We start from the raw sequence: 20989 nt of genomic DNA, 5'->3' as shown, positions 1-20989 counted from the left end.
CTCGGGGTATGCCTGGATCGCATGCTCGCATCACGCATTTCTATTTCTCTTCGACGTCCATCAGCAGTCATGATGTGGTCATGGACGGGCTCAGCGACGAGGAATCCGCGATCGTCTCCCTGGTGGGGGAGTTCGTCGACCGTGAGGTCAAACCCGTCGTGCGGGAGCTCGAGCACACCAACACCTACCCCGGGAAGCTCATCGAACAGCTGAAGGAGATGGGCATCTTCGGGCTGGCGATCCCGCGACCGTGGGGCGAGGCACAGGTGTCCGCGCCGTGTTACGCGCTGGTCACCGAGCAACTGGCGCGCGGCTGGATGAGCCTCGCCGGCGCGATGGGTGGGCACACGGTGGTGGCCAAGCTCCTGCTCGCTTTCGGAACACAGGAACAGAAGGACCGGTACCTGCCGAAGATGGCCACCGGCGAGATCCGGGCGACGATGGCGCTCACCGAGCCGGGTGGCGGGTCCGACCTGCAGGCGATCCGGACGACGGCCCGCCGCGACGGCGACTCCTATGCGGTCAACGGCACGAAGACGTGGATCAGCAACGCACGTCGCTCGCAGGTCGTCGCACTGCTGTGCAAGACCGACCCGGCCGCCGTGCCCGCGCACCGCGGGATCAGCATCCTGCTCGTTGAGCGCGGTCCGGGCTTCACCGTGTCCCGTGACCTGCCGAAACTCGGGTACAAGGGGGTCGAGTCCTGTGAGCTCGCCTTCGACGACTGCCGGGTGCCCGCGTCGGCGGTGCTCGGTGGGGAAGAGGGACACGGCTTCGCGCAGATGATGCGCGGGCTGGAGATCGGCCGCATCCAGGTCGCCGCGCGTGCATTGGGCGTCGGCCGCGCCGCGCTGGAGGACTCACTGCGGTACGCCCAGGAGCGGGAGAGCTTCGGCAAACCGATCTGGGAGCACCAGTCGGTGGGCAACTACCTCGCGGACATGGCCACCAAGCTGGAGGCCGCACGGCAGCTCGTCCTCTACGCCGCGCGCCGGTACTCCTCCGGCGAGCGCGCGGACCTGGAGGCCGGGATGGCCAAGCTGTTCGCGTCGGAGACCGGGATGGAGATCGCCCTGAACGCCGTGCGGATCCACGGCGGCTACGGCTACTCCACCGAGTTCGACGTCGAACGGTACTTCCGCGACGCACCACTGATGATCGTGGGCGAGGGCACCAACGAGATTCAGCGCAACGTCATCGCCCGGCAGCTGATCAAGCGATACCGCATCGGGTCCTGACCACCAAGGCACACGAAAGGGCTCGCATGCGCCAGCCGCTGGAAGGCATCACCGTCGTCGCGCTGGAACAGGCCGTCGCCGCGCCGTTCGCGACACGCCAGCTCGCCGATCTCGGCGCGCGGGTGATCAAGGTCGAACGGCCGGGCGTCGGCGACTTCGCGCGTGACTACGACCAGACGGTGCACGGTCAGTCGAGCTACTTCGTGTGGCTCAACCGCGGTAAGGAGAGTGTCGAGCTCGACCTCAAGGACGCCGCCGACCGTGAGCTGCTCGACGCGATCATCGGGCGAGCGGACGTCCTCGTGCAGAACCTCGTGCCCGGAGCTGCCGACCGCCTTGGCCTGGACGCGGCCACGGTGCGGGCAGGCAGGCCCGAGCTGATCCACTGCTCGATCTCGGGTTACGGCCCGGTGGGACCCTACCGTTCGAAGAAGGCCTACGACCTGCTGGTGCAGTGCGAGACCGGGCTGGTGATGTCCACCGGAACACCCGAGGCGCCCGCGAAGGCCGGTGTGTCGATCGCCGATATCGCCGCCGGGATGTACGCCTACACCGGCATCCTGACCGCGCTCTACGACCGGGAGCGCGCGGGAGAAGGAGCCACTCTGCGGGTGGCGATGATCGACGCGCTGGGCGAGTGGATGAGCCAGCCGGCGTACTTCTCCCGGTACGGCGCCGAACCGGTGCGCCGCACCGGGGCGCGGCACCCGTCGATCGCGCCGTACGGTCCATTCCGGACCGGTGAGGGCACCGTGTTCTTCGGCATCCAGAACGAGCGGGAGTGGGCCGTGCTGTGCGACAGGGTCCTCCAGCGTCCCGAGCTCACCGGGGACCTGCGCTTCCGGACCAACACCGACCGGGTGGAGCACAACGCCGCGCTCGCCGCGATCGTGGAGGAGGTCTTCGCCGCCTACACCGCGGAGCAGGCCATCGAGCTGCTCGACGGAGCGGGCATCGCGAACGCGACGTTGCGCACGCCGGAGCAGTTCGCGGATCACCCGCAGCTGGCCGCGCGCGATCGGTGGCGCCCCGTGGACGTGCCCGGTGGCGCCATCCGGGCGCTGCTGCCGCCGGTGGAGGTCGAGGGCAGGGAACCGGTGCTGGGCAGGGTGCCGGTGCTGGGCGAGCACACCGAGTCGGTGCGTGCGGAGTTCGGGGTGCGGGCATGACGGACGTCGTCGAACGAACCGAGCTGATCACGCCGGAGCCGGCCCGCGCGCTGGGGGCGTTGCTGGGTGTTCCGGTCCCGGACGTCGATGCCGGGGAGGGGCTGCCGCTGCTGTGGCATTGGGTGTACCTCCTGGAGCGGCCCGCGCAGGCCGATCTGGGTGTGGACGGGCATCCGGTGCGGGGGACCGTGCCTGCGCCGCCGGAAGCCGGTAAGCGGAGGATGTGGGCGGGTGGCCGGGTCCGGACGCGCGGGCCGCTCCGCTGTGGCGAACCCGCGAGCAGGCGCACCGAGGTCCTGTCGGTCACCCGCAAGGAGGGCCGGACCGGGCCGTTGACGTTCGTGGTGGTGGGGCACCAGATCCGGCAACGCGACCAGGTCGTGGTGGAAGAGGAGCAGGACATCGTGTATCGCGACGCGGCGGGGAGCGGTTCCGCGGTGCCGGCCGAGGAGGGCGGACCCGCTGTCGCCGCCGAAGACGACGAGTGGGAGATCGAGGTGTCACCGACGCTGCTGTTCCGGTTCTCCGCGTTGACCTACAACGCGCACCGCGTCCACTACGACCGGGACTACGCGCGCGATGTGGAGGGTTATCCCGGGCTGCTCACGCACGGCCCGCTGCAGGCGATCGCCATGGCCGAGGCGGCAAGGGCCCGAGGGTGCCGGGGTGACCAGCTCTTCGACTACCGGCTGCGCTCGCCGCTGTTCGACCACCAGGGCATGGTGGTCAGCGCCGTCGCGGGGGACGGTGGGACGGCGACGTCCGTGCGCGATCGGTTCGGGCGCCGGACGGCGTCGGGCACGGTACAGGGGGTCACGGCATGAGCAGGGATGTCGCGGCGGCACGGACGTTGCTGTTCGTGCCCGGCCACCGCCCGGAGCGGTTCGCCAAGGCCGCGGCCAGCGGAGCCGATGTCGTCGTACTCGATCTGGAGGACGCCGTAGGCGCCGGCCACAAGACCGAAGCCAGGGAGCACGTCCGTTCCTGGCTGGACCAGGGGCACCGGGCGGTGGTCCGGATCAACGCGCCCGGTACGCCGTGGTACGACGAGGACATCGCGGCGGTCGCGGGCCGCGCGCATGCCGTGATGGTGCCCAAGGCAGAGGACAGGGCGGTGCTCGACGCGCTGGCCCGGCGGTTGCCTGCCGCTACCGGGGTGATCCCGTTGGTCGAAACGGCGCTGGGGATCGTGCGAGCGGTGGACGTCTGTTCCGCCGGTTCAGTGGTGCGTCCCGCTTTCGGCAGCGTCGACCTCGCCGCGCAGCTCGGCGTCGACCACCGTTGCCAGGAGGCGTTGCGGCACGCGCGGTCCGCGCTCGTCGTGGCCGCCGCTGCCGCGGGATGCGGGGCGCCCATCGATGGCGTGACCATCGCGCTCGACGACGAGTCGGCCCTGCGCGCGGACATCGAGCACGCCGTCCGCCTCGGCTTCACCGGCAAGCTGTGCATCCACCCCGCCCAGATCGCTACGGCCGGGGAAGGCTTCGCGCCGACTGAGGACGAGATCGAGTGGGCGCGAGCGGTCCTCGAGGCGGCGCCGGACGGCTCGGTGGCGGTACACGACGGGCAGATGATCGACCGGCCGGTGCTGTTGCGGGCCCAGGCGATCCTCGCGAGGGCCTAGCGGGTCGGCGCGGGCATCGACGGGGCACCGGCCACGGTGATGGTGAGGTCCATCCCGGCGGCCTTGTGCCCGTCCACCGGGCAGTAGATCTCGTAGGTGCCCGGCTGCAGGGTGACGGTCAGGTCGCCGGACTGGCCCGGGTTCAGCGCGCTGGGCAGGGCCTGGCTGGACACGCCGGGGCCGTTGATCTCGAGCGAGTGGACTTCGTCGTCGTTGTTGACGGCGTGGAAGGTGTGGACGCCCGGGGTGAAGGTCGGCGTGGACAGGGCGATGTGCAGGTCGGTCAGGGTCGCCGTCACCGGTGTCGCCGCAGGGGGTGACGGGGCGTGGCTGGTCATGGCCGGGGGAGACGGAATCTGGCTCGGCGGGCCAGGCTGGTAGGCACCGCCGCCGCACGCGGCGGCCAGACCCGCCACCAGCACGAGGCCGGCAGGCAGGACGCCCCTGGCGATCCGGGTCATAACGGTTGTGGTCATGGCTACCTCCGAGGATGTGGGGACGTGCAGAATCGAGGGATACCCATCCGTGCGACAGCCGCCTGGCCGAGGACGTCGCTCAGCTGACCTTCCAGCGGGCCTGTCGGCACGCGGGCACGGCGAGGACTCGTATCCGGACGGCGATGGAGAAGCTGCGTTCCGCACTCGCGGCCGAGTGAGCCGATCACGAATGACCGGCCGTGATGCGGTGTCCACAATGGACTCGATGGTCTGCTTGTGGTTTGCGAACTGCAATTTCCTTTACACAAAGCGCATAGTGACGGGTCAACGGGGCGCTCGACTGCCACACAATCAACTTGATAGCCGTTTTCGCTTGCCGTTTGACTCATTAGCATCGTGGACGCGGCGGCAAGCCTGGACCCCGCTTGCCGTCGTCCCCGGCGTTCGGCGTGCCACCTGCTCACTGTTGGCGGGTCGGTGTTTGATCCGCGACCGTGTGGGTAGTCGGACGAACACCTTGAGCCAGCAAGGTGAAGCAGGAGGCCAGGCGATGAACGACACGGCCGGGAGTGGCAGTGTCCGCACCCCTGCGTTGACCCTGGACGGTCCGGCCGGCAACGGACCGCCACCGCTGGCTGCCGTGCGGCGCTGGATCGCGGACCTGCTGGCGGACCTGGGGGAGGACCATCGCTCGGCCGTGCTGCTCGTGGCGACCGAACTGGTCACCAACGCCTATGCGCACACACCAGGGCCAGTCCAGCTGCGGCTGCGACGGGAGCTGTCACCCTGCTGCGTGCACGTCGAGGTCGACGACCGCACCCCGTATGCGCCGGCCATCCGGATCCCCGAGCCGGGTACCCCCGGCGGGCGGGGCCTGCTGCTCGTCGACCGGCTCGCCAACGCGTGGGGAAGCAGCGCCGCGACCGGCTCCGGCAAGACGGTGTGGGCGATCATCGACTGCGGCTCCTACCCCTGGGCGCCCTGCGCATGATGAGCCGGGCGAGGCAGGCCACCATCAGGGCGACGAGTGCCGCGAGTGGGGCGATCCACGGCAGATCGGACGGCGAACCCGCGGCTGTGGCCTGGCCGGGCAGCGGTGGCCACCCGGGGCCGAAGGCTGGCTGGGCGAGCTCGGCCGCGGCGCCGGTGCGGGTTCCGCCGCACAGGTTGGCCGTCAGCCGCGGCTGGGGTGCCGGGCCCTCGGCCGCGAAGACCAGGAACGGTCCGCGGTCCGCCGGCAGCGCGCAGCTCGACGTGGAACCCGCGGTCTCGACCTGCTGCACGGCGTGGACCTCGCCCCGCCGCCCATCGCCTGCCCTCTCGCCGCGTCTGCTGACATCGGGTGAGACGGAACGGCCGCGCAGGACGGTTGCCCGCGATTCAGGGGAAATGCGCTGAAGTGCGCGATGAGATCTTCGGCGGGTGGTCGTCACGCCGCTCGATCCGGAGCGTGACCACCGGCCGGGATGCTCGTCAGGTGACGAGCCTTTTGATGGAGGGCGGGAAGTTGCCGCCGAGAATCCTGTTGGACACCATTTCCACCTCGTCCGGCGTTGCGGCGACGAGGATCGGGATACCGTCGCTCATGCAGCGCTGTGCGAGTTCGATGAAGATGTCGGCGACACTGAACCGGTTGTGCTCGTAGGCGACATCGAGCACCTTCTTGATACACAGTTCCTTGGTGTCGATGTCCGAAGTGTACAGAAAGACCTTCCTGGCGAATGCGCCGACGATGTCGGCGTACTCGGGTTGCATGGTGCCTCGGTCGATGTGCTGGAAGTAGGTGCAGGCGATCGTGGTCAACACCGCCGGGTACCTTTCGGCGAGTGCCCGGATGACCCGCTCGCTCAGCCTGGGAACCACGTGGTGGTAGAGCTGAGCATCGTCCACATTGCTGCGCAGGGTTTCCGCGAGCGTGCCGAGGGACCGGCTGTCGCCGCCGAGGAAGCGGGCCTCCGACCCGCGCACGATCTCGTCCGGTGCCGACGACTGTTCCGGAATGTGCACGTAGTAGCCGATCGAGAGCACGTCGGCGAGTAGCTCGACTGCCGAGTGATAGCGCGCGCTCGGTTTCTCCTGCGTGCACTTGACCACGATGTCGCGCACCTCGGCCGGCAGGTGATCGACGTCGACCCCGGGCCAGGGGTCGTTCTTGGTCAGCAGGTAGCAGAGAATTCTGCCGAGGCTGTAGATGTCGGAGCTCTCGTCGGCGGCGTCCGGGTCGGCGAGCTGCTCGGGTGCCCGGTACGCGATCGTGGCGATGTCGTCGTCCGCAACGAGTGCGGCGACCTCGGGCGCGCGGTGCCGCCACACTCCCAGATCGGACAGCGTCCACCTGTTGCGGTGTCGCAGCACGTTGGTGGGCTTGAGGTTTCCGTGGCAGACGCCCTGGGCGTGCAGTGCGGCGACACTGTGGACGAGCTCGGCGAAGAGGTCGATGCTCTTCTCGGGTGTCCGGCACACAGGGAACTCGGCGTACTCGCTCAGCGAGTAATCGGCGCGGGGCATGACGTAGTAGGGCGGATCAGCGGTGAGGTCGATCTCGTAGAGCGGCAGGACGTGCGGGCTGATGAGCCGTGCCTGTCGCTCGAGCGCCTGCTGTAGCTTTCGCCTGCCGGGAAGGCTGAGCGGCCTGTCGAGGGTATCTCGTAATTGTTTCACGACCACGGTTTCGAGGCTGCCCAAAGGTGTGGCCGAATAAATTGTCGAGTACCGTTTTCTCGCGAGTACTGTGCCCTTGCGAATGTACATAGAACTCGATTCTCCAGGAGTTCTTCGACATGGCGATCTTCGTGGCTGCAGCGGCGGCTGCCAGTCGGTCTGCATTTGTGAACGATCTCCGGCGGTTTCGGTCACCTGTGGTGACTGGCGATTCGGGTCAATTCCATGATCGGCCTCGCGGAGTGGTGAGGGCCGTAATGGGGAGCCTCGTTCGTGCCAGTCGCAGACTGCAAGCGTCCTGTTACCAGTGGCCGGTACGCCGAAGCCTAATCGTGACAACTGCCAACCGTGCCGTGCCGGGTGAAACTGCCACACCGGAACTCGGGTGGTCGCAGCTGGTTCACCAGCTGGTCCGGCGCTGTCGCACGAACGGCCGCACCGTCCGGTAACAGGGCGGCCCTTCGTGCGCAGTCCGTAATCTCGGTGCGGGCTGGAAGCAGCCTGTGCACTTGCTCACAGTGACTGGCGATTCCGCGCAGCGCAAGAAAACGCCTCGCCTGTCACGCCGACGAATTGGTGTCCATTTCACACGGAAAGGTAATGATTGCGGCGAATGTGTGCGACGCCGCGGTCAGCGCGGCTTGGCCACCGTCAGCAGCACGGCGGCGTCCTCCAACGCGTCGAGGCTGTGTCGTGCCGGTGGAATGACGAGCAGGTCGCCGTGGATGCCGTCCCAGGAGACGTCCCCGGCGTGCAGTCGCACGCGGCCGCGGAGCACGAACAGCGTCGCGTCGCCGGGACTGTCGTGTTCGGCGAGCGTGTGGCCTGCCGTCAGCGCGACGACGGTCTGCCGGAGCGCATGCTCGTGACCGCCGTGCACGGTCTCCGAGCTGCGGCCCTGCGGCGAGCAGGCGGCCCGTTTCAGCAGCTCGCGAGCGAGAGCATCGAGCGAGAACTTCTGCATATCCGTAGTGTGGCAGCGCCGGCGCGGCCGGGACGAGTGCAGGCCCACGGCAAACATTAATTAATAAATAATATTGACGAGGTGCCTGGTGGTGATCCAGACTGGGCAGCACAGCGGCCCCGGCTCATACCGGAGGCCGGTCAGGGTGGATCACTGAGGAGAAACTGATGGGCGCAACGGGGCGTCGCCGCCGCGTGGGCTTGGCGCTGGCTGCGGTCGTACTGCTGGGGCTCGTCGCGGCATGCGGTGGCAGGGTCGGCGAGAACGGCCGTTTCGGCGTGGTCTACATGGACGCGCAGGGGTTCTACGCCGGTGTCCGCGTCGGGATGGAGCAGGAAACGGCGGCAGTTGGCCAGGCGCCACAACTGCTCCAGCTCAATGCTCAGGGCGACGCGTCCAAGGAGAGCACGTTCATCGACCAGGTCAGTGCGGCCAAAGTGGACGCTCTCATCCTCTCCCCGGCATCGGCGACCGCATCGGTCCCGGCGATCGAGCTGGCGCACGACAGCGGGATCCCCGTGATCTGCTACAACACCTGCATCGCCGAGGAGAGCGCTCGCGAGTTCGTCTCGGCCTACGTGCTCGGTGACCCGGTGCGCTTCGGGGCCCTGCTCGGTGACCAGGCCGCAGACTACTTCCGCTCCATCGGCAGGGCGGATCCGAAGATCGCGGTTGTCAACTGCGAGTTCGTCGAGGTCTGTATCCAGCGCAGGGTCGGGTTCGAGGAGGCACTGCACGCGAAGCTGCCGGCCGCCACGATCGTCGCCAACCAGGAGGGCGCGACCATCGACCAGGCGGTGGACGTCGCCGAGCGCATTCTCACCGCCCACCCGGACGTCGATGCGTTCTACGGGGAGGCAGGCGGCGCGACGATGGGCGCGGTACGCGCCGTGCAGGCCAGGAACAAGGTGGGTTCGACCGTCGTCTTCGGCAGTGACATGTCCACCGAGGCGGCACAGGCACTCGCCGCGGGCGACGTACTCAAGGGTGTCGTCGACATCTCCGGCATCGCGGTCGGCAAGCTCGCCGCGCAGGCTGCCGAACAGGTGCGTAACGGAGAGCTGACCACCTACACCGTGGTCCCGGCCCCGATCGACCTGTATGGGACACCGCAGCAGGGTAAGGACTGGCTGCGCGCGCACCCCGACGGTGTGCCGTGACGCGGCGCCTTCCGGATCGTCTCGATGGAATGCCAACCAGCGAAGGAGAAGCTGTGGCTGCCGATGTCGCCAGCGGCACGACCGTGATCGTGGTCGACGGTGTCACCAAACACTATCCCGGCGTACCAGCGCTGACCGATGCGCACCTGACCATCCGCCAGGGTGAGGTCCGCGCGCTCCTCGGCCGCAACGGGGCGGGCAAATCGACGCTGATCCGCGTTCTGTCCGGAGTGGAGAGAGCCGATTCGGGCAGCGTGACGGTCGGCGGCGCGGAGCTCGCCGACGGCGGCGTGCGGCGGGCGGCCGAGCTCGGCATCCGCACGGTGCACCAGGAGCTGAGCCTGGTCGCCGAGCTGACCGTCGCCGAGAACCTGTACCTCGGCCAGTGGCCCCGGCGCGGGACGGCGATCGACTACGCCGCGATGCGCGCCGGTGCGGCAAGTGTGTTCCAGCGGTTGGGGCTCGACATCGACCCGTCCGCGACCGTCGGTTCGCTGTCGCTGGCCAACCGCCAGCTGGTCGAGATCTGCCGTGCCGTGCGTGAGCAGCCCCAGCTGCTCATCCTCGACGAACCGACGAGCGCGCTCGCCGCTGCCGAGGTCGACATCGTGCTGGACACCGTTACCCGCATCGCCTCGCAAGGTGTGGCCGTGCTCTACGTCAGTCACCGGCTCGAAGAGATCCGCCGGATCGCCCACAGTGCAACGGTGATGCGTGACGGTCGCATCGTCGACACCGTCGACGTCGGCGAAGCCGACACGGGGCGGATCGTGTCGCTGATGCTCGGTGAAGCCGCCACGGCGGCCGCGCGGCCACCCGAGCGGCACGTCGACCGCACCGGCGTCCCCCTGCTCTCGGTCCGCGGGCTCGCCGTCCCGCCGAAGGTGCTCGACGTGTCGTTCGACCTCCACGCCGGGGAGATCCTCGGGCTCGGTGGGCTGATGGGCTCGGGCCGCACCGAGGTGCTGCGCGCGATCGCCGGGTTCACGCACGCCGCCGGAACGATCGCCGTCGAGGGACACACGATCCAGCGCCCCAGCGCGCCGGCCATGAAGCGGCTCGGCGTGGGGATGACGCCGGAGGACCGCAAGGACGAGGGCGTCGTGCCGTTGCTCGGTGTCGACGAGAACCTCGTACTGTCCAAATTCGACACCGTGAGCTCGGGCCCGACAGTGCTGCCCGGCAAGGTCCGCCGCGCCGCCCAGCAGCTCATCAAGCGGCTGTCCATCGCGACCGCGTCCGCTCGCACACCCATCGTGAACCTCAGCGGTGGCAACCAGCAGAAGGCCGTCATCGGCCGGTGGCTGCACGCCGGCAGCCGCATCCTGTTGCTCGACGAGCCGACCCGAGGTGTCGACGTGCAGGCCAAGGCCGAGATCTACCGCCTGGTGCGGGAACTGGCCGATGGCGGCGCCGCGATCGTCTTCGTCTCCGGCGAGCTGGAGGAGCTGCCGCTCGTCTGCGACCGGGTGCTGGCGCTGCGCGAGGGCAAAGTGGCCGGGGAGCTGACCGGGCGCGAACTGACGACTGATTCCGTGCTGTCCGCTGCGATGGCGGCCTGAGAAAACGACAAGAGGACGACAATGACCGTTACCCAGACCACGCCGGAGCAACGTCGCGGCAGCGTGGGCAGGCCGTTCGCGGGCCGCTCGCTCAACGAGATCGGGCTGATCGCGGCGATCGTGGTGCTCTACATCGCACTCGGTAGCACGGCGGCGGGATTCCTCAGCCTGGACAACCAGCTCGGCATGCTCCGTGACGCCGCGATGGTGGGCATCGCCGCCTGGGGCGTCACCCTGGTGATCATCGCGGGCGAGATCGACATCAGCATCGGCCCGGCAGTGGCGTTCTCCTCGGTACTCGTCGCCAAGGCCGCGGCGGAGTGGGGGATCGGCATCGGACCCGCTGTGCTGCTGACCCTCGTCGCGGGAGCGGCCTGGGGTGCGCTCGCCGGCTGGCTGCGGGCCCGCTTCGACGTACCGTCCTTCATTGCCACACTCGGCGTGTGGAGCGCGCTGGGCGGTCTCGGCCTGTACCTCACCGACGCGCTTCCGGTGGTGCTGCCGGAAAGTGGGCTGTTCGACGTGCTCGGCGGCACCGTGCTCGGCATCCCCACCCCGGCGGTCGTGATGGTGGTGCTGTTCTTCGCCTTCGCCTACCTGGCGCGCTACACCGGCTACGGACGTTCCGTGTATGCCATCGGCGGCAACGCCCCTGCCGCCCGCATGGCGGGGATCAACCTCGCCAGGGTCCGGGTGCTGCTCTTCGCGACGACCGGCCTGCTGTCGGCTATCACGGGTGTCCTGCTCGCGGCGCGGCTCGGCTCGGGCAACGGTGGTGCCGCGTCCGGTCTCGAGTTCGACGTGATCGCCGCGGTCGTCATCGGTGGTACCGCGCTCGCGGGTGGGCGCGGGTCGATGCTGGGCACCCTGCTCGGCGTCGTGTTCATCACCGTGATCGGTAACGGGCTCGTGCTGCTCGGTGTGGACTCGTTCCTGCAGAACGTCGTACGCGGTGTGATCATCGTGGTGGCGGTGCTCGTGAACGTCGTGATCACCAAGCGGGCCCGTGCCACGAGGGAGACCTGATGAATGAGGAGACACCGATGTCCGGCAAGACCATGCAGGGCGTGTACCTGCCAGGTGACTCGACCGCGGTCCTGCGGGAGCTCACCGTGCCGGAGCCGGGGTACGGCCAGGTCCTGATCGAGGTGGGCGCCTCCGGCATCTGCGGTTCCGACATCAGCTACATCTACCGCGGGCACAAGGGACACCGGGGCGTCGACGGCCCCGCCTATCGTGGTGTGGTGGCAGGCCACGAGCCGTCCGGGCGGATTGTGGCCACCGGACCGGGGTGCCGTCGTTTCGGCGCTGGTGACCGGGTGATCGTCTACCACATCGCGGGCTGCGGGCTGTGTGACAACTGCCGGCGCGGTTACCTCATCAGCTGCACCGCGCCCCAGAGGCAGGCCTACGGCTGGCAGCGCGACGGCGGCCACGCGCACTACCTCCTTGCCGAGGAGTCCACCTGCGTCCCCCTGCCCGAGGAACTGTCCTTTGTGGATGGCGCGCTCATCGCGTGCGGGTTCGGCACCGCCTACGAGGGCCTGCGCCGCATCGGGGTGAGCGGTGAGGGCGATCTGCTCGTGGTGGGGCTCGGCCCGGTCGGCCTCGCGGCCGGGATGATCGGCAAGGGCATGGGCGCGCGCCGCGTGGTGGGCGTCGAGCTCTCACCCCAGCGCCGCGAGTGGGCCGCGGGCCTCGGCGTGTTCGACGCGACCATCGCTCCCGAAGCGGATGCCGAGGCGACAGCGGCGCGCGTCACGGATGTGCTGCACGCCAGGGGCGCGGTCACCACCATCGACTGTTCCGGCTCCAGGGCGGGGCGTGCGACGGCGATCGCGGGCGCGGCCGAATGGGGCAGGGTCTCGCTGGTGGGCGAGGGCGGCACGCTCGAGACGGAAGTCTCCGATGCCTTGCTGCACAAGCAGCTCACGCTCTACGCCTCCTGGGTGACCTCGGTGACCGCGATGACCGAGCTGGCCGGGAACCTGGCCCGCTGGCGGCTTCGACCCGAGTCCGTGGTGAGCGACCGGTTCCCGCTCGCGGAGGCCGACAAGGCCTATGAGCTGGCCGCCGGAGCGAGCCGGGGCAAGGTGGTGCTGCTGCCCGCGGAGCGGGCATCGTGACCAGCGCGCCGCGCGTGGAGCGGCATACCGGGCCGGAGGTGCTGTGGCTGGACAACGGCCTGCTGCGCCTCGGGCTGGTGCCCGCCCTCGGCGGCCGGCTGCTCTCGCTTCGCCTGCTGTCCGATCCGGACAGTGGGGAACTGCTGTGGCGCAACGGTGAGCTGCTCACCGACGAGCTCACGCCCCAGCCCGGCCACCGCCCTGCACCGCATGCGGGCAGCCTCGGTGACTGGGTCAACTACGGCGGCGACAAGACCTGGCCCGCTCCGCAGGGCTGGGACCACCAGGCACAGTGGGCCGGGCCACCGGACCCGGTGCTGGACTCGGGGCCGTACCGCGTGGAGGTGGAGCAGAGCGGGGACCTCGCCGCCGTCACGCTCACGAGCGGCGACGATCCCCGTACCGGCCTGCGGCTCACCCGCAGGTTCGAGCTGCGCCGGGGCCGCTGCTCGTACCGGTTGCGGCTCACGGCGGTCAACACCAGCGAACGGTCGGTGCGCTGGTCGCTGTGGAACGTCACGCAGCTCGCGGCCGGAACCGACGGCGGCACCTACGTCGCGAGCCCACCGCAGGTGACCGATGTGCTGGCAGGAACCGGGTTTCCCGAGTGGACGGCACTGCCCGGCGACCGCGTCCACATTCCACACCAGGATGTGGTCGGCAAGCTCGGCTTCCCGGCCGCCACCGGCTGGCTCGCCCACGTCGGCGGCGGTGCGACGCTCACTCAGTCGTTCACCGTCGACGCCTCGGCCGGGTACCCGGACGCGGGCTCACGCGTGGAGGTGTGGCTGGAGTATCCGCTGCCCAGACCGTTGGCCGAGCTGGGGAACCTGGACCCGCCAGCCAGGATCGTCGAATGCGAGGTGCTCGGACCGCTCACCACGCTGGCACCGGGCGACCAGACATCCCTGGTGCTGGACTGCGCGGTCACCCCGGGCACGGCACCCGTGCACGCCGTGACCCCGGCCGGGCACTGGACCAGGCCCGCCGAGCTGCGTGCCGGCCGGGTGGTCGGTGAGTTCGTCGCCTACCAGGACGGCATTCTCACCGCGGGGGACGCTGCGGTCGGAGCGCGTGCCGGACAGGCCACGATCGTCGACCTGCCCGCCGATGCGGGAGCGCCGGTGGTGGAACTGATCGACGACTCGGGTGACCGCATCCCAGTGGAGGTGCGAACATGAACAGGCTGACCGGCAAGGTTGCCGTGGTCACCGGTGCGGCACAGGGCATCGGCGCTGCGACCGCCCAGCGGCTCGCCGCCGACGGCGCCTCGGTCGCCGTGCTCGACATCGCCGCTGCCCGCGACGATGTCGCCGCGCGGATCAACGCCGCAGGCGGGCGAGCCGTCGCGATGCGGTGCGATGTGAGCTCGGAGGCCGACTGGGCCGAGGCGATCCGGCGTTGCCGTACCGAGCTCGGACCCGTGGACGTTCTGGTGAGCAACGCCTACACGGTCGATGTGCGACCCGCACACGAGACCAGCCTCGCCTCGTGGGAACGGCAGCTGTCGGTGAACCTCACCGGGACGTTCCTCGGTTTCCGCGCCTGCCTGCCGGACCTGACCCGGAATCGCGCCGGCTCGGTGGTGCTGACCTCCTCGGTGCACGCGCTGATCGGCCTGCCCGGCAGACCGGCCTACGCGGCGACCAAGGCGGCGCTGACCGGGCTGGCCCGCCAGCTCGCCGTCGAGTACGGCACCGCGCTGCGCGTCAACTCCGTGCTGCCGGGCCCCGTGCTGACGGCGGCGTGGGACGAGATCGGGGAGGCCGACCGCCAGCGCAGTGCCGAGGAGACCGCCATGAAAAGGTTGGGACGGCCGGAGGAGGTGGCGGCTGCCATCGCGTTCCTGGCGAGCGAGGAGGCGTCGTTCATCACCGGGGCGGCGCTGACGGTGGACGGCGGCTGGAGCGTCTACAAGATGTCGTCGTGACCGGCGGCTCGCCGGGGGACGACAAGGGGAGGAGCGGTTCATGAGTGCCTACAGCGGGCGCGGTGTGCACGGACAGACCGTGGCGACACTCGGCGCGCGCATCGTCTCCGGGGAGATCGGGCAGGGGGACATCATCGACCTCGGTGCACTCTGCCGCGACCTGGACGTGAGCATGACGGTGCTGCGCGAGGCCATGAAAGTGCTGGCGGCCAAGGGATTGGTCGAGGCGCGGCAGAAGCGCGGCACCTATGTGCGGGCGCGCGAGCACTGGAACCTGCTCGACGGCGACGTCATCCGGTGGCGCAGTGAGGCCGGTGACACCGCCGACGTACTCCGGGATCTCGCCGAGGTCCGCGCTGTGGTCGAACCGGCCGCGGCCGCGATGGCCGCGCTGCGCCGCGACCAGCGGGACCTCGCCGAGCTGGAGGCCGCGCTGGCGGCGATGGCCGGTGCCGTCGGCACCGGCGCGCACGCGGAGGTCGCGGCAGACCTGCGCTGGCACCGTGCTTTGTTGCGGGCCACGCACAACGAGATGCTCGCCAGGATGGACGTGTTCATCGAGCCGGCGCTGCGCCTGCGGGACGCCCTCGTCCACGAGGCGAGCGCCGACGACCCGGTGCCCAGCCACGCCGTTGTACTGGACGCCGTGCGCAACGGCGACCCGGACGCCGCTGCCGCGGCGGTGACCGCGTTGCTGGACAAGGCAGCCCACGATGTCGCCGGTGTCATCGGCACCGACGGGAAAGAGATGCATTCCGAGTGAAGATCACCTCCGTAGAGACGTTCCTGGTTCAGCCGCGCTGGCTGTTCTGCCGGGTTGCCACCGACGAGGGGCTCGTCGGCTGGGGCGAGCCCGTGGTGGAGGGCAGAGCGGAGACCGTTCGCGCGGCGGTGGACGAGCTCGCCGACCTGCTCGTCGGACGTGACCCGCGGCGCATCGAAGATCTGTGGCAGCTGCTCACGAAGGCAGCGTTCTACCGGGGTGGCCCGGTGCTGTCCAGCGCCGTCGCCGGTGTGGACCAGGCGCTGTGGGACATCCTCGGCAAGTCACTCGGTGTCCCGGTACACCAGCTGCTCGGTGGCGCGGTCCGCGACGAGGTCCGCGTCTACGGCTGGATCGGTGGTGACGAGCCCGCGGCGGTCGCCGAGGCCGCCGCGCAGCAGGTCGAAGCGGGCCTGACGGCCGTGAAGATGAACGCCTCCGGCCGGATGGGGCGCATGCCCAACCGGGTGGAGGTCGACGGCGTGGTGTCCAGGCTGGCGGCCGTGCGCGAGGTGCTCGGCGACTCCCGCGACGTCGCGGTCGACTTCCACGGCCGGTTCGGTGTTGCCGCTGCACGACGGGTGATTCCCGAGCTGGCACCGCTGCACCCGTTGTTCGTCGAGGAACCGGTGCTGCCGGAGTACACCCACCGGCTCGCTGACGTGGTGTCCGCCAGCACGGTGCCGGTGGCCTGCGGTGAGCGCCTGTTCTCGCGGACCGACTTCCTGCCCGCGCTGCAGGCCGGGGTCGCCATCGTCCAACCGGACCTGTCCCATGCCGGGGGGATTTCGGAGGTGCGCAGGATCGCCTCGCTCGCCGAGACTTTCGACGCGTTGCTCGCACCGCACTGTCCACTCGGGCCGATCGCGCTGGCGGCGAGCCTGCAGACGGCGTTCGCCACACCGAACTTCCTGATCCAGGAGCAGAGCATCGGCATCCACTACAACGTGGGGGCGGAGCTGCTCGACTACGTTCTCGACCGCGCGCCGTTCGCCATCGTGGACGGCGTGATCCGGCGCTGGGACGATCCCGGCCTCGGTGTGCGTATCGACGAGGACGCGGTCCGCAAGGCCGATCGGGAAGGGCACCGCTGGCGGCCGCCGGTGTGGCGGCACGACGACGGATCATTCGCCGAGTGGTGACGAGAGGAAACGTGATGGAGCTGACCGATCTGCTGGCCCGGCACCGCGTGATGGCGATCATCCGCGGCAGTGATCCCGCGGCATGCGTCCGGACCGCGGAGGTACTCGTCGAGGCCGGGATACGGTTGCTGGAGGTGTCACTGACCACCACCGACGCGCTCGATGTGCTGGCACGCATCACCTCCACACTGGCCGGTGGCGCCGAGATCGGTGCCGGCACCGTGCTGAGTGCTGAGGATGCGGAGAACAGCAAGGCGGCAGGCGCGACGTTCGCGGTCACCCCGGCGCTGGGCGAGGGTGTGACGGCGGCGATCGGGCTGGGCATGCCGGTACTAGCGGGCGCGATGACGCCGACCGAGGTGGTCGCCGCGCACCGTGCCGGTGCGGCGGCGGTGAAGCTCTTCCCGGCAGGGACACTGGGCCCCGGCTATGTGAAGGCATTGCGAGATCCGTTCCCGAAAGTGGCGCTGGTACCTGTCGGCGGGGTCGGGCTCGCCGACGTGCCCCGCTACCTCGCCGCGGGCGCGCTCGCCGTCGGCATCGGCAGCCCGCTGGCCGGTGACGCGCCGCATGGCGGCGATCTCGGTGCACTGCGGGAACGCGCGGGGAAGTTCGTCGAGGCCGCGCAGCAGGGGTCAGCGGGATGACCGAGGTCGTCACGCTCGGCGAGACGATGGTGGCGATGCGGGCGGACGGCCTGCTGCGACTCGGCACCACACTGCGTGCCTCGATCGCCGGTGCCGAGTCGACTGTCGCGATCGGACTGAGCAGGCTCGGGCACAGCACCCGCTGGGCGGGCCGGGTCGGTCGTGACGAGCCGGGCGAACTGGTGTTACGCACGCTGCGCGCTGAAGACGTCGACGTGTCCACTGTGGAATATGATTCGGCGCCGACCGGACTGATCCTCTTCGAGCAACGCCTGCCCGAGGTGACCAGGGTGCAGTACTACCGGGCAGGCTCCGCCGGCTCCTGCCTCGGCATCGAGGACGTCGCCGCCACGCTCGACAGTGGCGTCCGTGTGGTCCACCTGACCGGCATCACCCCCGCCCTGGGCGAGCGGCCCCGCGCTGCGGTGGCGGCCGCGCTGGCGCGAGCCCGCGAGCTGGGCGCCACCGTGTCGTTCGACGTCAACTTCCGGTCGAAGCTGTGGCAGGCCGACGATGCGGCGCGTGTGCTCACTCCGCTGGCGCGCCAGGCGAACGTGGTGATCGGCTCGGCGAACGAGCTGCGACTCGTCGGCGGTTCCCAGGAACTGCTCGCCGCGGGGGTCGGCGAGGTGGTGACCAAGCTGGGCGCCGAAGGTGCCTCGGTGTGCACTGTGGACGGTGAGTGGAGCGCGCCAGGGCATCGCGTGCCTGTGGTGGACTCCATTGGCGCAGGCGACTCCTTCACCAGTGGCTACCTGTCAGCTCTGCTCGACGGGCTGCCCCTGCCGGGGCGGCTGGCGCGGGGCAACGCCTGCGGCGCCTTCGCGGTGGCCACCTCCGGCGACTGGGAGGGGCTGCCGACCCGGGCCGAGCTGGAGCTGCTGGCAGCGGGAGAGGGGGCGGCGTTGCGATGACGACCGCACTGCACTGGATGCCCTGGGGCGAGCGGTTCGAGCTCGGTGAGGGCCTGCGGTACTGGGCCGGCCGGCTCCTCATGGTTGACATCCTCAGTGGACGGTTGCTCGAGCTGCCACAAGATCAGGGCGGGCCTGCTCACGTGGTGACCTCGCTCGACGAGCCGCTCGGCGCTGTCGCGCCGCTGGCGGACGGGGGCTGGATCGCCGCCGCAGGTACCGGGATCGCGTTGCTCGGCACCGGTGGCGCCGTGCGCTGGCTCGCGCGGCCGGAGGATCGCAGCGGCCCGCGGATGCGGATGAACGACGGTGTGGCCGATCCGGCAGGCCGGTTCTGGGCCGGGTCCATGGCCTACGACAACACACCCGGCGCGGGGTCGCTGTACCGCGTCGATCTCGACGGCTCGGTCAGCAGGGTGCTCGACGGGCTCACCGTGCCCAACGGGCCCGCGTTCGACGCGGCGGGCGAGACGATGTACCTGGCCGACAGCGCACGCGGCGTCATCTACCGTTTTGCAGTCGACCCGGTCAGCGGTGAGCTCGGGGAACGCAGCGAGGTCGCGCCGGTGCAGGGCGCGAGCCCGGACGGCATGACCGTCGACGCGCAGGGGTACCTCTGGTCGGCGATCTGGGGCGCGGGGCAGGTGCACCGGTACGCGCCGGACGGCTCGCTCGACCGGGTCGTGCCCGTGCCCGCGACGCAGCCGACGAGTGTGTGCCTCACCGGTGACCGGCTCGTCGTCACCTCGGCGACGATCGGTCTCGCCCGGCCCGGCACGCTCGACGGGGCGGTACTGGCCGCCCCGCTGACGCTGTCCGGTGTGCAGGCACACCCGGCCCTGGTTCGCGTCGATTAGGCGGGGATGTCGCTCGACGTCAGCCGCCTGCCCGACACCATCTCCACGGGGATGCGCAGGAACAGGTCCCTGGCGCCAGGTGCCCAGGAGCGGCTGCTGGGATCACACAGCGCGACGATCGTGTCGATGTCCGTGATGCGCTGGGCTCTGCCGAGCACGACGACGCTCCAACCGCAACGCAGGTCGGCGTCGACCTCGTCGGCTTCGAAGGCCACGACAGACTGGTGCAGGCGCGCGAGGCAGCCGTTGTGCGTCGTGCGGACGATGATGCTGCGCCCGTCGACCACGAAGTTCACCGTGCGGATCGCCGGGAGCGCGTCCTGGTTGAACACCACGCGTCCCAGGCGCACCGTCGGCAACAGGTCGAGGCACTCCTGTTCGGTCAGGGCGTGCATTTCGGGTCGGTTGTTCATGCTGTGTCCAAGCCTCGAGCGGCGATCGTTGCCGTCGAGAGTGCGCAGTTTTCCGTGCCCGTTACGACTGGCGAAGGTCCCTATTGCCGGTGACCAACGACACCCGGTGGGCAGGAAACGACATCGGGAACGCCGCGGGATGCTGACGTGACAGGCGTCACTGGTTAGGGTGAGGCGTCGGCCCGTCAACGCTGCCGGGCCGGCCCTGGGGCAGCTGCGAGCGCCCTACGCGTGGGGAACGCGATGACCAGGGCGACAGCGACGAGGAGTCCGCTTGCCCACAGCGGCCCGAGGTTGCCGACCGTGGTGCTGAGGGTGGTCGCGGCGATGAGTGGTCCGGCGGCGGCTCCGACGTTGAGTGCGGCGGTCGCGTAGGAGCCGGCCATTGTGGGGGCTGCGGACGCTTCGTAGAGAACCCGCGTGATCAGCGTGCTGCCCACCGCGAACGACAGCGCGCCCTGCACGAACACGAGGGTGAACAGAGCACCCGGGTTGTCGGCCAGCATGGCCAGGGCCGGCCAGCCGATGAGCAACAGGGGACCGCCGACTGCGATGACCAGCCCGGGGCGCTGGTCGGACAACCGTCCGGCGACGGTGACGCCGGCGAAGGAACCGACACCGAAGAGCACCAGGGCGATGGAGATCCACAGCTCGCCCAGCCCGGCGATGTCGGTCACGATAGGGGCGAGGAAGGTGAAGCTGGCGAAGGTCGCCGAGTTCACCAGCGCGCCGAGTAGCAGGGCCAGGAGCAACCGCGGCCTGGCGAGTTGCGCGAGCTCCGAGCGCAAGGCCGGCCCTTCAGCCGCGGCCGCGTGCGCGCGGCTCGCTGGCAACGCCGCGAGGATGCCGATGGCTGCGGGCACGCAGAGAACGGCGACGGCCCAGAATGTGGCCCGCCAGCCGAGCAGTGTGCCGAGGACTGATCCTCCGGGGACGCCGGCGATCGTGGCCATCGTGGTGCCCGACAGCAGCACGGCGAGCGCGCGTCCCTTCTTACCGGGCGGGACCAGCGTGGCAGCCATTGTCAGTGCCACGGCGAGGAATCCCGCGTTAGCGAGCGCCGCGACCACCCGGGTCGCCAACAGGACCGGGAAGCTCGACGTGGCGCCCACGGCGTGGGCTGCCAGGAACACGAGGACGAACCCGAGCAGGCTGGACCGCGCGGGCCAGGTGCGGGCGAGTGCTGCCGTGAGTGGGGCGCCGACGATCATTCCGATCGCGAAGGCAGAGGTGAGCATGCCCGCGGTCCCGACGGTGACGTCGAGGTCTGAGGCGATGTCCGGCAGGAGACCGGCGAGCATGAACTCCGAGGTGCCCATGGCGAAGACCGCCAAGGCAAGCAGGTACAGCGGGAAAGGCATCGAGTGGCTCCGGGGTGAGGA

Annotated in this window: 22 protein-coding genes; 16 read left to right on the top strand and 6 right to left on the bottom strand. The window is 69.9% G+C overall.

Translation table 11 applies throughout. The features are described from left to right. Positions 1–80: 80 nt before the first annotated feature. Genes ABZ863_RS04990 through ABZ863_RS04975 form a run of 4 tightly spaced genes read left to right on the top strand, consistent with a single transcriptional unit; the run spans position 81 to position 4031 of the window. On the top strand, positions 81–1238 hold the full coding sequence (locus ABZ863_RS04990; RefSeq protein ID WP_358531181.1) for an acyl-CoA dehydrogenase family protein: 1158 nt from the start codon (positions 81–83) through the stop codon (positions 1236–1238). Between the two features lie 26 nt (positions 1239–1264). Then, the gene (locus ABZ863_RS04985; RefSeq protein ID WP_358531179.1) at positions 1265–2407 is read left to right on the top strand and encodes a CaiB/BaiF CoA-transferase family protein; all 1143 of its coding nucleotides are present in this window, start codon (positions 1265–1267) and stop codon (positions 2405–2407) included. Next, on the top strand, positions 2404–3231 hold the full coding sequence (locus tag ABZ863_RS04980) for a MaoC family dehydratase N-terminal domain-containing protein (protein ID WP_358531177.1): 828 nt from the start codon (positions 2404–2406) through the stop codon (positions 3229–3231). Before ABZ863_RS04985 ends, ABZ863_RS04980 begins: the two co-directional genes overlap by 4 nt. Continuing rightward, positions 3228–4031: a CoA ester lyase gene (locus tag ABZ863_RS04975; protein WP_358531175.1), complete on the top strand. Its 804-nt coding sequence runs from the start codon at positions 3228–3230 to the stop codon at positions 4029–4031. Before ABZ863_RS04980 ends, ABZ863_RS04975 begins: the two co-directional genes overlap by 4 nt. Here ABZ863_RS04975 and ABZ863_RS04970 read toward each other — a convergent pair. Then, positions 4028–4507, bottom strand: coding sequence for a hypothetical protein (locus ABZ863_RS04970; RefSeq protein WP_358531173.1), 480 nt, complete (start codon positions 4505–4507; stop codon positions 4028–4030). The genes ABZ863_RS04975 and ABZ863_RS04970 overlap by 4 nt on opposite strands. Before the next feature lie 511 nt (positions 4508–5018). Between ABZ863_RS04970 and ABZ863_RS04965 the strand changes: the two genes are divergently transcribed. Then, a complete protein-coding gene (locus ABZ863_RS04965) occupies positions 5019–5459 on the top strand; it encodes an ATP-binding protein (protein ID WP_358531172.1) in 441 nt (146 codons plus the stop codon). Here ABZ863_RS04965 and ABZ863_RS04960 read toward each other — a convergent pair. From ABZ863_RS04960 to ABZ863_RS04950, 3 genes are all read right to left on the bottom strand, one after another. Then, positions 5419–5751, bottom strand: a complete 333-nt coding sequence (locus ABZ863_RS04960) for a hypothetical protein (protein ID WP_358531170.1) — start codon at positions 5749–5751, stop codon at positions 5419–5421. The two genes, ABZ863_RS04965 and ABZ863_RS04960, sit on opposite strands and share 41 nt — an antisense overlap. A 190-nt stretch (positions 5752–5941) precedes the next feature. Next, positions 5942–7219, bottom strand: a complete 1278-nt coding sequence (locus ABZ863_RS04955; RefSeq protein ID WP_358531169.1) for a protein kinase — start codon at positions 7217–7219, stop codon at positions 5942–5944. Positions 7220–7760: 541 nt separating this feature from the next. Beyond that, positions 7761–8093, bottom strand: coding sequence for a cupin domain-containing protein (locus tag ABZ863_RS04950; protein WP_358531167.1), 333 nt, complete (start codon positions 8091–8093; stop codon positions 7761–7763). A gap of 167 nt (positions 8094–8260) precedes the next feature. Between ABZ863_RS04950 and ABZ863_RS04945 the strand changes: the two genes are divergently transcribed. From ABZ863_RS04945 to ABZ863_RS04895, 11 genes are read left to right on the top strand one after another with little or no spacing between them, the layout of a single operon-like run. Further along, the gene (locus tag ABZ863_RS04945; RefSeq protein WP_358531166.1) at positions 8261–9253 is read left to right on the top strand and encodes a substrate-binding domain-containing protein; all 993 of its coding nucleotides are present in this window, start codon (positions 8261–8263) and stop codon (positions 9251–9253) included. A 53-nt stretch (positions 9254–9306) separates the two neighbouring features. Continuing rightward, the gene (locus ABZ863_RS04940; protein WP_358531165.1) at positions 9307–10815 is read left to right on the top strand and encodes a sugar ABC transporter ATP-binding protein; all 1509 of its coding nucleotides are present in this window, start codon (positions 9307–9309) and stop codon (positions 10813–10815) included. Positions 10816–10836: 21 nt separating this feature from the next. Beyond that, positions 10837–11841: an ABC transporter permease gene (locus ABZ863_RS04935; protein WP_358531163.1), complete on the top strand. Its 1005-nt coding sequence runs from the start codon at positions 10837–10839 to the stop codon at positions 11839–11841. Continuing rightward, positions 11841–12941, top strand: coding sequence for a zinc-binding dehydrogenase (locus ABZ863_RS04930; RefSeq protein ID WP_358531161.1), 1101 nt, complete (start codon positions 11841–11843; stop codon positions 12939–12941). Before ABZ863_RS04935 ends, ABZ863_RS04930 begins: the two co-directional genes overlap by 1 nt. Beyond that, positions 12938–14122, top strand: coding sequence for a DUF4380 domain-containing protein (locus ABZ863_RS04925; protein ID WP_358531159.1), 1185 nt, complete (start codon positions 12938–12940; stop codon positions 14120–14122). Before ABZ863_RS04930 ends, ABZ863_RS04925 begins: the two co-directional genes overlap by 4 nt. Continuing rightward, positions 14119–14871 (top strand): SDR family NAD(P)-dependent oxidoreductase, encoded by a 753-nt coding sequence (locus ABZ863_RS04920; protein WP_358531157.1) that lies wholly within the window; start codon positions 14119–14121, stop codon positions 14869–14871. Before ABZ863_RS04925 ends, ABZ863_RS04920 begins: the two co-directional genes overlap by 4 nt. Positions 14872–14911: 40 nt before the next feature. After that, positions 14912–15634, top strand: a complete 723-nt coding sequence (locus tag ABZ863_RS04915) for an FCD domain-containing protein (protein WP_358531155.1) — start codon at positions 14912–14914, stop codon at positions 15632–15634. Continuing rightward, entirely contained in the window at positions 15631–16776 is a 1146-nt protein-coding gene (dgoD, locus tag ABZ863_RS04910; protein WP_358531153.1) for a galactonate dehydratase, read from the top strand. The genes ABZ863_RS04915 and dgoD overlap by 4 nt, the downstream gene beginning before the upstream one ends. Before the next feature lie 14 nt (positions 16777–16790). Continuing rightward, positions 16791–17423 carry a bifunctional 4-hydroxy-2-oxoglutarate aldolase/2-dehydro-3-deoxy-phosphogluconate aldolase gene (locus ABZ863_RS04905; protein WP_358531151.1) on the top strand — a complete coding sequence of 211 codons (633 nt, stop codon included), beginning with the start codon at positions 16791–16793 and terminating at the stop codon, positions 17421–17423. Beyond that, the gene (locus ABZ863_RS04900) at positions 17420–18337 is read left to right on the top strand and encodes a sugar kinase (protein ID WP_358531149.1); all 918 of its coding nucleotides are present in this window, start codon (positions 17420–17422) and stop codon (positions 18335–18337) included. The genes ABZ863_RS04905 and ABZ863_RS04900 overlap by 4 nt, the downstream gene beginning before the upstream one ends. Next, entirely contained in the window at positions 18334–19194 is an 861-nt protein-coding gene (locus tag ABZ863_RS04895; protein ID WP_358531147.1) for an SMP-30/gluconolactonase/LRE family protein, read from the top strand. Before ABZ863_RS04900 ends, ABZ863_RS04895 begins: the two co-directional genes overlap by 4 nt. On the opposite strand, the gene ABZ863_RS04890 is transcribed toward ABZ863_RS04895, so the two are convergent. Together ABZ863_RS04890 and ABZ863_RS04885 are read right to left on the bottom strand one after the other, a co-directional pair. Then, entirely contained in the window at positions 19191–19607 is a 417-nt protein-coding gene (locus ABZ863_RS04890; RefSeq protein WP_358531146.1) for a pyridoxamine 5'-phosphate oxidase family protein, read from the bottom strand. The two genes, ABZ863_RS04895 and ABZ863_RS04890, sit on opposite strands and share 4 nt — an antisense overlap. 185 nt (positions 19608–19792) lie before the next feature. Next, positions 19793–20968, bottom strand: a complete 1176-nt coding sequence (locus tag ABZ863_RS04885; protein WP_358531145.1) for a Cmx/CmrA family chloramphenicol efflux MFS transporter — start codon at positions 20966–20968, stop codon at positions 19793–19795. Positions 20969–20989: the final 21 nt, after the last annotated feature.

Origin of the sequence: Saccharomonospora sp. NPDC046836, assembly GCF_040645195.1 — a bacterium.
Taxonomy (GTDB): Bacteria; Actinomycetota; Actinomycetes; order Mycobacteriales; family Pseudonocardiaceae; genus Prauserella_A.
The sequence above is the reverse complement of the archived record's forward strand: the minus strand, read 5'-3'. Positions and strand labels throughout refer to the sequence as shown.

What these genes read in the sequence shown, in the direction of transcription:
- ABZ863_RS04950 (WP_358531167.1), bottom strand. Translation starts at nt 8,093, where the DNA reads ATGCAGAAGTTCTCGCTCGATGCTCTCGCTCGCGAGCTGCTGAAACGG.
- ABZ863_RS04895 (WP_358531147.1), top strand. Translation starts at nt 18,334, where the DNA reads ATGACGACCGCACTGCACTGGATGCCCTGGGGCGAGCGGTTCGAGCTC.
- ABZ863_RS04885 (WP_358531145.1), bottom strand. Translation starts at nt 20,968, where the DNA reads ATGCCTTTCCCGCTGTACCTGCTTGCCTTGGCGGTCTTCGCCATGGGC.
- ABZ863_RS04945 (WP_358531166.1), top strand. Translation starts at nt 8,261, where the DNA reads ATGGGCGCAACGGGGCGTCGCCGCCGCGTGGGCTTGGCGCTGGCTGCG.
- ABZ863_RS04955 (WP_358531169.1), bottom strand. Translation starts at nt 7,219, where the DNA reads ATGTACATTCGCAAGGGCACAGTACTCGCGAGAAAACGGTACTCGACA.
- ABZ863_RS04970 (WP_358531173.1), bottom strand. Translation starts at nt 4,507, where the DNA reads ATGACCACAACCGTTATGACCCGGATCGCCAGGGGCGTCCTGCCTGCC.
- ABZ863_RS04930 (WP_358531161.1), top strand. Translation starts at nt 11,841, where the DNA reads ATGAATGAGGAGACACCGATGTCCGGCAAGACCATGCAGGGCGTGTAC.
- ABZ863_RS04965 (WP_358531172.1), top strand. Translation starts at nt 5,019, where the DNA reads ATGAACGACACGGCCGGGAGTGGCAGTGTCCGCACCCCTGCGTTGACC.
- ABZ863_RS04980 (WP_358531177.1), top strand. Translation starts at nt 2,404, where the DNA reads ATGACGGACGTCGTCGAACGAACCGAGCTGATCACGCCGGAGCCGGCC.
- ABZ863_RS04935 (WP_358531163.1), top strand. Translation starts at nt 10,837, where the DNA reads ATGACCGTTACCCAGACCACGCCGGAGCAACGTCGCGGCAGCGTGGGC.
- ABZ863_RS04990 (WP_358531181.1), top strand. Translation starts at nt 81, where the DNA reads ATGGACGGGCTCAGCGACGAGGAATCCGCGATCGTCTCCCTGGTGGGG.
- ABZ863_RS04900 (WP_358531149.1), top strand. Translation starts at nt 17,420, where the DNA reads ATGACCGAGGTCGTCACGCTCGGCGAGACGATGGTGGCGATGCGGGCG.
- ABZ863_RS04915 (WP_358531155.1), top strand. Translation starts at nt 14,912, where the DNA reads ATGAGTGCCTACAGCGGGCGCGGTGTGCACGGACAGACCGTGGCGACA.
- ABZ863_RS04985 (WP_358531179.1), top strand. Translation starts at nt 1,265, where the DNA reads ATGCGCCAGCCGCTGGAAGGCATCACCGTCGTCGCGCTGGAACAGGCC.
- ABZ863_RS04905 (WP_358531151.1), top strand. Translation starts at nt 16,791, where the DNA reads ATGGAGCTGACCGATCTGCTGGCCCGGCACCGCGTGATGGCGATCATC.
- ABZ863_RS04975 (WP_358531175.1), top strand. Translation starts at nt 3,228, where the DNA reads ATGAGCAGGGATGTCGCGGCGGCACGGACGTTGCTGTTCGTGCCCGGC.
- ABZ863_RS04890 (WP_358531146.1), bottom strand. Translation starts at nt 19,607, where the DNA reads ATGAACAACCGACCCGAAATGCACGCCCTGACCGAACAGGAGTGCCTC.
- ABZ863_RS04920 (WP_358531157.1), top strand. Translation starts at nt 14,119, where the DNA reads ATGAACAGGCTGACCGGCAAGGTTGCCGTGGTCACCGGTGCGGCACAG.